4 protein-coding genes are annotated in these 13,868 nt (G+C 70.1%); 1 reads left to right on the top strand and 3 read right to left on the bottom strand.

Annotated elements, in window-relative coordinates; all coding sequences use genetic code 11:
- Positions 1–10,676: non-ribosomal peptide synthetase (locus tag D7X32_RS38440; RefSeq protein WP_120607499.1), on the bottom strand; the 10,676-nt coding region annotated here is incomplete at its 3' end.
- Positions 10,677–11,150: 474 nt separating this feature from the next.
- Positions 11,151–11,981, bottom strand: a complete 831-nt coding sequence (locus D7X32_RS38435; protein ID WP_120607498.1) for a mechanosensitive ion channel family protein — start codon at positions 11,979–11,981, stop codon at positions 11,151–11,153.
- Positions 11,982–12,203: 222 nt separating this feature from the next.
- On the opposite strand from D7X32_RS38435, the gene D7X32_RS38430 reads away from it, so the two are divergent.
- Positions 12,204–13,367, top strand: a complete 1,164-nt coding sequence (locus D7X32_RS38430) for a lipase family alpha/beta hydrolase (protein WP_120607497.1) — start codon at positions 12,204–12,206, stop codon at positions 13,365–13,367.
- 14 nt (positions 13,368–13,381) lie between these two features.
- On the opposite strand, the gene D7X32_RS38425 is transcribed toward D7X32_RS38430, so the two are convergent.
- Positions 13,382–13,868, bottom strand: a 487-nt coding sequence (locus tag D7X32_RS38425) for a hypothetical protein (protein WP_244239417.1), incomplete at its 5' end; no start/stop codon positions are given.

Here is a 13,868-nt window from a genome sequence, read left to right as displayed (position 1 = left end):
CCCGGCACGCGCAGGGCTTCCATGGGCGTGTTCTGCAGGGAGAACATGGCCTGGAAGAGCGCGCTGCGGCTCAGGTCGCGCACGGGCTGGAGGGCTTCCACCAGCTTCTCGAACGGAACGTGCTGGTGCTCGTAGGCCGCGAGCGTCGTCCCTCTCACCTGCGAGAGCATTTCCCGGAAGGTCGATTCCGGCTGGACGTGAGTGCGCAACACCAGCGTATTGATGAAGAAGCCGATGAGGCCTTCGGTCTCCGCCTGCGTGCGGCCCGCGATGGGCGTACCCACGCTGATGTCGTCCTGCGTGGAGTAGCGGGCCAGGAGCAACTGCCACGCCGCGAGCAGCAGCATGAACGGCGTGGCGCCTTCGCGCTGGGCCAGGGCCTTGAGCGCTTCGGACACGGGCAGGTTCAGCCGCACGGGGATCGTCGCCCCTCGATGCGACTGCACGGGCGGACGCGGACGGTCCGTGGGCAGGTCGAGCGCGGCCGGTGCGCCCGCGAGCTTCTCCTTCCAGTAGGCGAGCTGGGTCTCCAGCGTTTCGCCCTGGAGCCAGTTCTGCTGCCAGACAGCGAAGTCCGCGTACTGCACGGGCAGCGGCGCGAGGGCAGGCACCTGACCCGCGTTGAATGCCGCATACAGCGCGGTGACTTCACGGACGAGGACGCCCATGGACCAGCCGTCGGAGACGATGTGGTGCATCGTCACCAGCAGCAGGTGCTCTTCGTCGCTCAGGCGCACCAATGACGTGCGAAGGAGCGGACCCGCTTCCAGGTCGAAGGGCCGACGGGCCTCCACGTTCGCCAAGCGGCGCGCCTCTTCGTCCCGTTGTGTGTCAGGCAGTGAGGACACGTCGAGCAGCGGCAGCGTCCATGCCGCAGGAGCGTGGATGCGCTGCGCGGGCTGGCCCTGGTGCTGGACGAGGGTGGTGCGCAGCGTCTCGTGACGGGCGACGAGGGCCTCGAAGGCGAGGCGAAGGGACTCGGTGTCCACCTGTCCCTTCAGCCGAAGGGCGGCGGGGACGTTGTACGCGGCGCTGCCCGGCTGGAGTTGATCCAACAGCCACAGCCGCTGCTGGGCGAAGGAGAGGGGCGGCGGGCCGTCGTGGCTGGCGCGGGTGAGTGGAGGCAGCCGCGGGCTGGAGGTGGTGGTGCGCAGACGCTCGGCGAGGGCGGCGACGGTGGGGGCCTCGAAGAGGGCGCGCAGGGGCAGTTCCGCACCGAAGGCGGCGCGCACGCGGGAGACGAGCTGGGTGGCGAGCAGCGAGTGGCCGCCCAGGGAGAAGAAGTCGTCGTGGATGCCCACGCGCTCCACGCGCAGGACGTGGGCGAAGACGTCGGCGAGCTTCTCTTCGGCGGGATTGCGAGGGGCGACGAAGTCCGCGAGCGGCGAAGCGTCCGGGATGGGCAGGGCCTTCCTGTCCACCTTGCCGTTGGCGTTGAGGGGGAGGGCCTCCAGGACGAGGAAGGCGGAGGGCACCATGTACTCGGGCAGCCGCTCCTTGAGGAAGGCGCGCAGGACGGTGGTGTCCAGCTCCTGGCCCGAGGTCGGCACGAGGTATGCGACGAGACGCTTGTCGCCTGGGACATCCTCGCGGGCGAGGACGACGGCCTCATGCACGGAGGCATGGGCGAGGAGGGAGGCTTCGATTTCGCCCAGCTCGATGCGGAAGCCGCGCACCTTCACCTGGAAGTCGAGCCGCTGCAGGTAGTCCAGCTGGCCGTCGGCCCGCCAGCGAACGACGTCGCCAGTGCGGTAGAGGCGGGCGCCCGGGGTGGAGGAGAAGGGATGCGGGATGAAGCGCTCGGCACTCAGGGCGGGCTGGCCGAGGTAACCCCACGCGAGGCCCTCACTGGCGAGAAAGAGTTCTCCCGGGACGCCAATGGGCACCGGCTGAAGGTGAGCGTCGAGGACGTAGGTGCGGGTGTTGGCGATGGGGCGGCCAATGGGAGGCCGCGTTCCGTCGTCACGTGTGGCGGGCGGGACGGGAGTGAAGGTGGCGACGACGGTGCTCTCGGTGGGCCCGTAGTGATTGAAGAGTGAGGCGGGTACGGAGGCAGGCGGGCCGTGGTGCAGGGCGTCTCCACCCGTCAGCAGGGCGCGGAGGGCCATGGGGCGGGGCCATTCTTCGCGCAGCACGGCTTCGGCGAGCGGCGTCGGCATGAAGCAGGTGGTGATGGCTTCGCGGGCCATCCACTGGAGCAGTTGGGCGGGCTCCGCGCGCGCGGCATCCGGAGGGACGACGAGGCATGCGCCAGAGGCCAGGGAGGGCCACACCTCCCAGGTGGAGGCGTCGAAGGCGACGCCCGCGGTGAGAGCGGTGGAGTCCTGGGGAGACAGCGAATAGGTGCGCTGGTGCCAGGAGACGAGATTCATCAACGCGCGGTGGTGGACGGCGACGCCCTTGGGACGGCCGGTGCTGCCGGAGGTGTAGATGACGTAGGCCAGATCCTCTGGGCCCACGGACGCCACGAGCAGCGGCTGCCGCGCTACCGCGGCCTCCATCTCCAACAAGAGGACACGCGCGGAGAGCGAGGGGAGGGAAGGCCGTAGGTGCTGCTGGGTGAGGAGGACGGAAGCGCCGCAGTCCTCCAGCATGAAGGCAAGGCGCTCGGGCGGGACGCCCGGAGAGACGGGGACGTAGGCGGCGCCCACCTTGAGGACGGCCAGCAGGCCCGCCACCAACTCTGGAGAGCGCTCAGCGAGGACAACGACTCGGTCGCCCCGCGAGACACCAGCCGCATGCAGTTGGACGGCAAGTCCGTGGGCCCAGGCATCGAGGCCCGCATACGAAAGGCTGCGCTCCCCCATGCGGACGGCGACCGCGTCCGGAGCCCGGCGCGCCTGCTCCGCGACGACGTGGTGGATGCAGGTGTCGCGCGGGAAGGCGACGTCCGTCTCATTCCACTCGACGAGGAGTTGCTGCCGTTCCGCGACGGTCAACATCTCCAGGGCGGAGACACGTGCATCCGGCTGGGCGGCAAGGGAGGCGAGGAGGACGCCGAAGTGACCCATGAGACGCTGGACGGACGCCGCGTCGAAGAGGTCGGAGCTGTACTCAAGGAAGCCGGTGAGGCCCTGGGGCACCTCGAAGAGGGTGAGTGCGAGGTCGAAGCGGGAGGAGTTGCCTTCGAGGGGAATGGGCTGGAAGGCCATGCCCGGCACGCGGAGCGCCTCGGCGGGGGCATTCTGCAGGACGAGCATCACCTGGAAGAGAGGGCTGCGGCTCAAGTCGCGCGAGGGCTGGAGGACCTCCACCAGCTTCTCGAAGGGGACGTGCTGGTGCTCGTAGGCCGCGAGCGTGGTGGCCTTCACCTGGGAGAGCAGCTGACGGAATGTCTCCTCCGGGCGCACGTGGGCGCGCAGGACGAGGGTGTTGACGAAGAAGCCGATGAGGCTTTCGGCCTCGGCGTGGGTGCGGCCGGCGATGGGGGAGCCGACGCTGATGTCGTCCTGTCCGGAGTAGCGGGAGAGGAGCAGCTGGAAGGCGGAGAGCAGCAGCATGAAGGGCGTGGCGCCTTCACGCTGGGCGAGGCTGCGCAGGGAGTCCGTCAGCTCCGAAGGGAAGTGCACGGGCACGGTGGCACCGCGACGGGACTGCACGGGAGGACGCGGGCGGTCCGTGGGCAGCTCCAGCGCGGAAGGCGCACCGGCCAACTGACGCTTCCAGTAGTTGAGCTGCGACTCCAACGTCTCGCCCTGCAGCCACTGGCGCTGCCAGAGGGCGAAGTCCGCGTACTGCACCGGCAGCGGCGCCAGGGTGGGCTCGCGGCCCGCGGAGAATGCGGCGTAGCTCGCGGCCAACTCCTTCACGAGGACGCCCATCGACCAACCGTCGGAGACGATGTGGTGCATCGTCATCAGGAGGACGTGCGTCTCCTCGTTCAGGCGCAGAAGTGTGGTGCGCAGCAACGGACCGTGGACGAGATGGAAGGGCTGCCGTGCCTCACGGGTGGCAAGCCGCAGCGTCTCCGCCTCGCGCGAGGACTCTTCCAACCCAGAGAGGTCCTCCACCGGGAGCGCCCACGCGGCCGGAGCATGGATGCACTGGAAGGGCTGACCCTCCTGTTCGAAGAAGGTGGTGCGCAGGGCCTCGTGGCGATCCACGAGCACTTCGAAGGCGCGGCGCAGGGCCTCCACGTCCAGGCGGCCGATGAGGCGCAGCGCGACGGGGAGGTTGTAGGACGCGTCGTCCGGTGCCAGTTGGTCCAGGAACCAGAGGCGCTGCTGAGCGAAGGAGAGCGGCTGGGGGCCCTCGTCGCGTGTGCGCGTCAGTGCTGGCAGACGCGTGGCGGTGGAGGCCCGCTGCAACCTCTCTGCAAGGGCCACGATGGTAGGAGCCTCGAAGAGGGCACGAAGGGACAGCTCCACGTCGAGCGCGGCGCGCACGCGGGCCACCAGCTGGGTGGCGAGCAGGGAGTGTCCGCCCAACTCGAAGAAGTTGTCCGTGCGGCCCACCGTGGGCACGCGCAGCACTTCGCCCCAAAGGGTCGCGAGCTTCTCCTCCAGCGGCGTCGCTGGGGCTTCATAGGCATGCGAGGCCCGAAGTGTGCTCGCGTCCGGAGCAGGGAGGGCCTTGCGGTCCACCTTGCCGTTGGACGTCAGCGGCAGCGTCTCCAGGGAGACGAAGGCGGCGGGCACCATGTACTCGGGCAGGTGCTGTTTGAGGTGGGCGCGGAGGGCGGTGACGTCGAGGGCTTCACCCACGACGTAGGCGACGAGCCGCTTGTCGCCAGGAGAGTCCTCACGGGCGAGGACGACGGCGTCCTTCACGGCGGGGGCGGCACGCAGGGCGTTTTCGACTTCGCCCAACTCGATGCGGAAGCCGCGCACCTTCACCTGGGCGTCGATGCGCCCGACGAAGTCCAGCTGGCCGTCCGCGCGCCAGCGCACCACGTCTCCCGTGCGGTAGAGGCGTGCCCCTTCCTCACCGGAGAGGCCGTCCGGCACGAAGCGCTCGGCGGTGAGGGCAGGCCGTCCCGCGTACCCGCGCGCGACGCCCACGCCACCGATGTGCAGTTCACCGCGCACGCCCACGGGCACCGGCTGCCCGTGCGGGTCCAACACGTAGACGCGCACGTTCGCCAGCGGCTTGCCAATGGACGGCACGCTGTTGCTCGCCACGACATCGCCCAGCGTGGCGATGACGGTGGCTTCGGTGGGGCCGTAGGTGTTGATCAGCCTTCGTCCCGGAGCCCAACGCGCGACGACATCCGCGGGCAGGGCCTCACCGCCGGAGATGACGGTGCGCACTTCAGGCAGCCCCTCGGAGAACGTGGCCGCCAGTGCAGCGGGGGTGAGGCTGATGACGGAGAGGTGCTGCTCACGCAGCAGCACGGGCAGTGGTGCGCCCGGCATCAACTTCTCCAGCGGCGCGAGCACCAACGTGGCGCCGTTGCAGAGCGTGGTGAAGATCTCCTCCACGGACAGGTCGAAGCTGAGGCTGGCGAACTGAAGCACGCGGCTGCCAGGGCCGATGCCGTACGCCACGGCCTCGTGGGTGACGAGGTTTGCGACACTGCGGTGTTCCACTGCCGTGCCCTTGGGCGTGCCCGTGCTGCCCGAGGTGTAGAGCAGGTACGCCATGTTCGCGGGCGTCACGCCCGTCACGGGCGCATCCGTCGGCTCCTTGGCGAGAGCGGAGCGCTCGGTATCCAGGCAGAGCGCGCGGGCATGCAGCGCTTCAGGGAAGCGGTCCACGAGCGGCTGCTGGGTGACGAGCACCTGGGCGGCGCTGTCCTCCAGCATGAAGGCCAGTCGCTCGCGGGGCAGGAGCGGATCCACCGGCACCCAGGCGCCACCCGCCTTCAGGATGCCGAGCAGCCCGATGACGACGTCGAGGGAGCGCTCGACACTGAGTGCAACCCGGACCTCCGGGCCCACGCCACGCCGGCGAAGAGCGTGGGCAAGTTGATTGGCGCGCGCGTCCAGTTGCGCGTACGTCAGCTGCGTCCCCTCGAAGACCGCGGCCAGCGACTCGGGCGCACGATGCACCTGCGCCTCGAAGAGCGAATGCATGCACGCTTCGGGGAACGGCGCTCGCGTGGCGTTCCACTCCACCAGCACCTGCTGCCGCTCCTCCCCCGCGAGCAACTGCAGCGACGACACGCGGTGATCCGGATGCGCGACGAAGCCCTCCACGATCAGCCGCAGGTGCCGCACCATCCGCGTGACGGTGGACCTGTCGAACAGGTCGGTGTCGTACTCCAGCTCGCCCGTGAAGCCCTTCTCGGTCCGGGCCAGCGAGAGCGTGAGGTCGAACTTCGCGGACGCGCCCGTGCGCTCCTCGACCTGGACCTTCACTCCCGCGAGCGAGAGGTCTACATCCGGGATGTTCTGCATGAGGAACAGCACGTTGAACAACGGCGACGCGCGCAGGTCGCGCATCGGCTGGAGCTGTTCGAAGGGCACGTACTGGTTCGCGAGCACTCCCAGCGTGGTGGTGCGCACGCGGCTCAGCAGCTCCCGCACGGTGGGCTCGCCACCCATCCGGGTGCGCAGCACGAGCGTGTTGATGAAGAACCCGAGCAGCCCCTCCAGCTCCGCGTCGTTGCGGCCCGCCACGGAGGAGCCGATGCTCACGTCGTCCTGGCCGGAGTAGCGGCCAATCAGCACCTGGAGCGCGGCGAGCAGGAACATGAAGGGCGTGATGCCTTCACGCACGCAGAGGGCCTCCACGGCCTTCGACAGCTCCAGGGGGAACGCGACGAACAACAGGGCGCCAGGGTGTGCCTCGCGGCGACCGCGGGGACGGTCCGTGGGCAGCTCCAGCACGGACGGCATCCCGTCAATCTGCTGGCGCCACCACGCGAGCTGCCGCTCCATCTCCGCGCCCGACAGCCACTTGCGCTGCCACACCGCGAAGTCCGCGTACTGGAAGGGCAGCGCCGGCAGCGCGGGCTTCGTTCCCGCGGCGAAGGCCCGGTAGGCCTCCGACAGCTCCCGCATCAGGATGCTCATGGACCAGCCGTCGAAGATGGCGTGGTGGATGGTCAGCAGCACCAGGTGCTCCTGCGCATCCAGCACCAGCACCGACACACGCAGCAGCGACCCTGCCTCCAGGTTGAACGGGTGGCGCACCTCCACGTCCGTGCGGCGCTTCACCTCCGCGTCGCGCTGCTCCGGAGAAAGGGCGCGCAGGTCCACCACCGGCAGCACCAGCGGTTCGGGCGGCGCGATGACCTGCACGGGCTCATCCGTCCCTGGCCGGAAGGTGGTGCGCAGGGATTCGTGCCGGTGCACCACGCACTCCAGCGCGCGGCGCAGGGCCTCCAGGTTCAGCGCCCCCGTCAGCCGCAGCGAGAACGGCATGTTGTACGCGGCCGACCCGGGGTCGAACTGCTCCAGTACCCAGATGCGCTGCTGCGCGAAGGACGTGGGCAGCTTCTGCGTGCGCGGCACCGGCACCACCGGGGGCGGACCGGCGAAGCGCGGATCCCTCGCCGAGGCCGCGATGCGCGCCGCCAGCTCACCCACGGTGGGGGACTCGAACAACGCCTGCAGGGGCAGGTCCACCTGGTACGCCGTGCGCAACCGCGACGTCAGCCGCGTGGCGAGCAGCGAGTGGCCTCCCAGTTCGAAGAAGCTGTCGGTGGCGCCCACCCGCTGCACATGGAGGAGCGACGCATAGAGCTCCGCGACCTGGGCCTCCATCGGCGTGCGGGGCGCGACGAACTCGCGCGCCGCTTCCGTGGACACATCCGGCGCGGGCAGGGCCTTTCGGTCCACCTTCCCGTTGGGCGTCAGGGGCATCGCGTCCAGCACGACCAGCGCGGACGGCACCATGTACTCGGGCAGCCGCTCCTTCATGAGCGCGCGCAGGGCCTGGGACTCCAGCGTCTGGCCGGGGCGCGCCACCACGTAGCCCACCAGGCGCGCGTCGGCCGCGTTTCCGCGCACCACCACGGCCGCGTCGCGCACGCCCGGGGCCTGGCTCAGCACCGCTTCGATTTCGCCCAGCTCGATGCGGTAGCCGCGCAGCTTCACCTGGTTGTCGACGCGGTTGAGGTACTCCAGCACGCCGTTCGCGGCCCACCGCACGCGGTCACCCGTGCGGTACACGCGCATGCCCGGCTCGCCGCCGTGCGCGTCCGGGATGAAGCGCTCCGCCGTGAGGTCCGGCCGGTGGAGGTAGCCCCGGGTGACTCCCTCGCCGCCAATGAACAGCTCGCCCGGCACGCCGCGCGGCACCGGGTTCAACCCGCTGTCCAACACGTACACCTGCGTGCCGGAGATGGGCCGCCCGATGGGCACGCTCCCCATACCCGACGCCACCGCGTGCGCGGTGGACCACACGGTCGTCTCCGTGGGGCCGTACACGTTCCACAGCACGCCACACCGCTGGAGCAGCGACTCGGCCAGCTCTCGCGGCAGGGCCTCGCCTCCGGTGAGCGCCGTCAGCCCCGGGCCCCGCCAATCCGTTTCCAGCAGCAGCCGCCAGGTGCTGGGCGTGGCCTGGAGCACTGTCGCTCCGCGCTGCTGGAGCAGGCCCGCAAGCCGCGCGCCGTCCACGGCGATGTCCCTTGATGCGATGACGACCTGCCCGCCCACCGACAGCGGCAGGAACAGCTCCAGCACCGCGATGTCGAACGACAGCGTGGTGACGGCCACCAGCACGTCCTTGGAGGACATGCCCGTTGTCTCACGCAGCGCCGCGAGGAAGCGCGCCACCGCGCCGTGGGGCACCTGCACGCCCTTGGGCCGGCCCGTGCTGCCGGAGGTGAAGAGCACGTACGCCACGGCCTCCGGTGGCACCGCGTCGCGCAGCGGCGAGCCGTCCTCCGCCGCGATGGCCTCCGCGTCCCCATCCAGCAGCACCACGCGCGCTGAATGCGGCGGCAGGAGGGACTCCAGCGAGCGCTGCGACACCAGCACTGGCATCCCGCTGCTCTCCACCATGTACGCCAGGCGGTCCGTGGGGAACGCCGGATCCAACGGCACGTAGGTGCCTCCGGCCTTCAACACGGCGAGCACCGCCACCAGCATGTCGTGCGAGCGCTCCACGCACAGGCCCACCCGCACCTCGGTGCCCACGCCCAACCGGCGCAGGTGGCGCGCCAGCCGCGACGCCCGTGCCTCCAGCTGCGCGTACGTGAGCGACTGGTCTCCGAAGGTGACGGCGACCGCGTCTGGCGTCAGGTCCACCCGTGCTTCGAAGGCGCCGTGCTGCGATGTCCACGGCAGCGGGGCGGGGCGGGGCGGCTGCCAGTCGAGCAGCACCTCATGGCGCTCGGCATCGGTGAGCAGCGGCAGGTGGGAGACGGCCTGGTGTGGACGGCGGACCGCGCCCTCCAGGAGCACGCGCAGGTGCTCCGCCATGCGCGCCATCGTGGGCGCGGTGAAGAGGTCGGTGTCGTACTCGAGGAAGCCCTTGAGGCCTGCTTCCGTCTCCAGCACCTGGAGCATCAGGTCGAACTTGGACGTGAGCGTGTCCAGCTCCACCGCCTCCAGCTTCACACCCTCCACGGACGCCGCGCCGCGCAGGGAGGCCTGGAGCGTGAGCATCACCTGGAAGAACGGCGTGCGCCCCTGGGTGCGCTCCGGGCGCAGCGCCTCCACCAGCCGGTCGAAGGGGAACTCCTGGTGCTCATGGGCCGCGAGCACCGTCTCGCGCACCTGGTGCAGCAGCGACCGGAAGGACGCGGAGGGCTCGACCTGCGTGCGCAGCACCACCGTGTTGACGAACAGCCCGATGAGGCCCTGCACCTCGCCGCGCGTGCGGCCCGCCACCGGCGAGCCCACCGTCACGTCCTCCTGCCCCGCGTAGCGCGACAGCAGCACCTGCCAGCCCGTCAGCAGCACCATGAAGAGCGAGGCGCCTTCCTGCTGCGCCAGCGTCCTCAACGCCTCCGTCAGCTCACGCGACAGCAGGAGCTCGTGACGGGCGCCCCGGCCACTGCGGGCCGCGGGGCGGGGCAGGTCGGTGGGAAGCTCCAGCGCGGAGGGCACTCCGGCCAGCTGCTGCTTCCAGTAATCGAGTTGCTTCTCCAGCCGGGCGCCCTGCAGCCACTCGCGCTGCCAGACGCCGAAGTCCGCGTACTGCACACCCAGCGCGGGCAGGGGGGCGGCCAGTCCGCGCGCGAGCGCGCCGTAGAGCAGTGCCACCTCGCGCACCAGCAGCGTCATGGACCAGCCGTCGGAGACGATGTGGTGCAGCACCACCACGAGCAGGTGCTCTCCCGGGTCAGACGTCACCAACAGCGCGCGCAGGAGCGGACCATTCGCCAGGTCGAAGGGCCGGGCCGCGGCTTCACGCGCCAGGCGCCACGCTGCTTCCCGCGGCGAGCCCGTGAGGTCGTGGCGCTCCAGCGTGAGCTCCAGCTCCGGCGCCACCACCTGCACGGGCTGCCCGGACACATCCACGCGGAAGGTGGTGCGAAGGACTTCGTGACGGCGCACCACTTCGCGCAGCGCGCGCTCCAGCACGGCCACGTCGAGCGCACCCTCCAGGCGCACCGCCATGGGCACGTTGTAGAGCGCACTGCCGGGCTCCAGCTGATCAATGAACCACAGGCGCTGCTGGGCGAAGGACAGCGGCAGCGGTCGCGAGCGGTCCTGAACCGGGATGAGCCCCTGCGTGGAGTTGCCGGTGGCGGCCTTCTGCGCGGCCACCTTCTTGAGCAGTTCGGCGCGCTTCTCCGGTGAGAGGTTGGCGATCCGCTTCGACAGCTCGTGGCTCATCTCATGTACTCCGCGCTCGGGGACGCCATCGCGTGCGCCACCCGGGGCGGTGGCCTTCGCGAAAACTCAGGCCTGCTGGTGATTCCGGATTGACGCCCTGCGCTGCTCTCCCGGGAGAAGCGTGAGGGTGGGTCAAATCCACACTGGCCACACTATTCCGTAGGCGAGCGACCTGTCATGGGGGCGCCCTGACGGAAGCCCCAAAGAATTCGCGTATTTACGGGAAGAGAGGGGCTCCCCGGACTCGCCACCGGAAGAACTCACGGTGTCCTCCGGAGAGGGGCCTGCTCGCGGGGTCGTCCCCCCGTCTGGAGGGAGGGCGGGCCCCGGGCTGGCTGCCAGCACCCGGGTCCCTTTGCTCCAACTCACGGCCATCCCTGACGCGGCGATGCCCTGGCCGGACCGCGTGGGCTTCCCCACGCGGTCCCGGACTCACACCGGTTCAAGGCGGCACGCGTGCCACCGGTCCTGCGTTCAGCCCACCTTCGCGAGCGGCGGCGGCGCGGCCAGCAGGGCCGCCGCCGGCAGGGTGTAGCCGACGGCCAGGAGGCTCTCCGCGATCGCCTCGCCGACGTTGGCCTGCGTGTCGTTGTACTCGGTGGGCTTGCAGAAGATGCACACCGCGAGGACGGGGCCGTGGAGCGTGAACTCCGCCACCTCCACCTGGGGCACGGGCTTCTCCTGGACGCCCTTCACCGAAGGCAGGCGGTCCAACAGCACCTGCTGGAGCACCCGCACGTCCACGCCGTGCATCAGCGGCACCTTCACCGTCAGCTTGCGGTGCGGGTGGTGGCTGAAGTTGACGATGTTGTCGCTGAACATCTGGTTGTTGCCCACGGAGATCCGCACGTTGTCCGACGTGTCGAGCGTGGTGACGAACAGGCCAATCTCCTGGACGATGCCCACGACGCCGCCCGCTTCAATCTCCTCGCCCACGCGGAAGGGACGCAGCACCAGCAGGAAGACTCCCGCGGCGAAGTTGGCGAGCAGCCCGGACCACGCGGCGCCGATGGCGATACCCGCGGCGGCGATCAACGCGGCGAAGGACGTCGTCTCCACGCCCATCAGCCCCAGGATGCCGACCATCAGCATCAGGGTGAGTGCGCCCGTGAAGAGCGAACCGACGTAGCGGATGAGCGTGGCGTCCAACTGCCGCCGATGCAGGCCCATGTCCAGCACCTTGCGGAAGCCGCCAATGACCGCCCGCCCGATGAACCAGATGAACAGCGCGCCAATGACCTTGAGCAGCAGCGGAAGCGCTTCGGTCAGAGCAAGTGACTTCAACTGAACGACAATCTCATCCATGGCTCGAACTCCCTTGACCCGGACCGGGCACTCACCATGCCCTTTTGCACGGGGCAGGCCACGGGATGCAAGCCGACCTGCCGTGAATCCACAGCTGTCCAGGAGGGCATTCCTGACCCGTCCGTCCAGGGTCTGACGCGCCGGGGGGCGAGGCTGACGCGTCAGGGCCTGCGATGCTGGGGCGCTTGCATGGAGGGGCCAGCGGGGGAGACGTTGCGCCGCATGCGTCTGTTCCCGGTCCCCTTCCTCATGTTGCTGAGCGCCTGCACCGCCTCCCGCGTCGAGCTGCCCGCGCCCAAGGGCGACGAGGTGACGGTCTTCATCCATGGCTACCGTGGGTCGTTCCTCGCGACAGCGGACGGGGAGCGCGAGCGGGCCTGGGTGTCCGTGGGCGACCTGCTGACGCGCGGTGAGCGTTCGCTGGCGCTGCCGTTTCCCGGGCAGCGGGCGACGCCGAACTTCGGACCGCTGGAGGTGGACGGGCCGATGACGCGCTTCACGGTGCTGCCGTGGGTGGCGCGCTACGACATCTACAAGGGCTTCCTGGAGTTCGCGCGCGAGCGCCTGCCGGGCTTCATGGTCTTCGACTACGACTGGCGGCAGGACAACCGCGTGACGGCGAAGCGGCTGTGCGCGCTGTTGGATGAGCTCGCGGCGTCGCGCGGCGGGCGGGTGAAGGTGAACCTGGTGGCGCACAGCATGGGCGGGCTCGTCACGCTGCAATGCCTGCGCTACGGCACGGGCGACGACACGGGCGAACCCACGTGGGCGGGCGCGCGGCACGTGAAGCGCGTGGTGTTCCTGGGCACGCCGTTCCGGGGGGCGCCGGGCATGTTCGACGACTTCACCCTGGGCACGCCGGTGGGGCGCAACCGCGCGCTGCTGTCACCGGAGGCGCTCTTCACGTTCGCGTCCGCGTTCCAGCTGCTGCCGGCGCAGAGCGACTTCTTCGTGGACGCGAGCGGCCAGCCGGTGTCGTTCGACGCATACCGGCCGGACGCGTGGGTCGACGGCGGGTGGGGCGTGTTCCAGGACAAGGCGGTGCGGGACCTGCCCGCGTATCGCCAGTGGCTGGAGCGGATGCTGGAGGCGCGCTCGGAGCTGGCTCGGACGCTGTCCGAGCGCGGTGGTCCGCCGCCGCCCTTCCGCACGCTGGCGGTGGTGGGCGTGGGGCATCCGTTGATCAAGTCCTTCCGGGTCATCGACGGGAAGCCCACGTTCGAGGATCCGGTGCTCGCGGACGGCGACGGTTCAGTGCTGACGACGCGGGCGCTGCCTCCGGCGCCGCTCCACGTGGACCGGCTGGAGACGAAGGCGGACCACGTCGCGATGGTGGGCGACGAGGAGGTCATGGAGGCCGTCGCGCGCTTCGTCACCGGCGACTGACGCGGGTGGAGGGCTCAGTCGCCCTGGATGGCGGCCTGCCAGTCGCCGTCCACGGAGATGCCGACGCGCATGCCGATGTAGCTCTTCTCCTTGCGCATGTCGTCGATCATGGAGTCCGGGTAGATGCCCTTGAGCAGGGCGAAGTCCGCGTCGGTGGCGCCCTCGCGGAAGGCGGTGGGCCACCAGTAGAGATTGCCCTCCTGGTAGAAGGGGAGGTTGAGGACGTGGACCAGCCGCGCCAGCACGGGCTGCGGGCTGTCCTTCCACTCCTCCTGGATGCGCCAGGTGGTGGTCATGTCCTGGTCGGGGTCGTAGGAGAAGCGCACGCTCGGGCCCTTCTCGTCGCCCAGCTTCTGGAGTCCCGCGTAGTCGCACGCCACGGCGGCCTTGATGATGCGCTCGCGCATGGAGGCCACGGCGGGGGGCAGGGGCTTCGCGGTGGGCTTGGAGATGGGGCTCAGCCGGCTCGCCGAGCACGACGCCGCGGCCGGGGCGCTGGCC

Origin of the sequence: Corallococcus carmarthensis (assembly GCF_003611695.1) — a bacterium.
Classification (GTDB): domain Bacteria; phylum Myxococcota; class Myxococcia; order Myxococcales; family Myxococcaceae; genus Corallococcus; species Corallococcus carmarthensis.
Note: the sequence above shows the minus strand (reverse complement) of the source record. Positions and strands in the feature narration are given on the sequence as shown.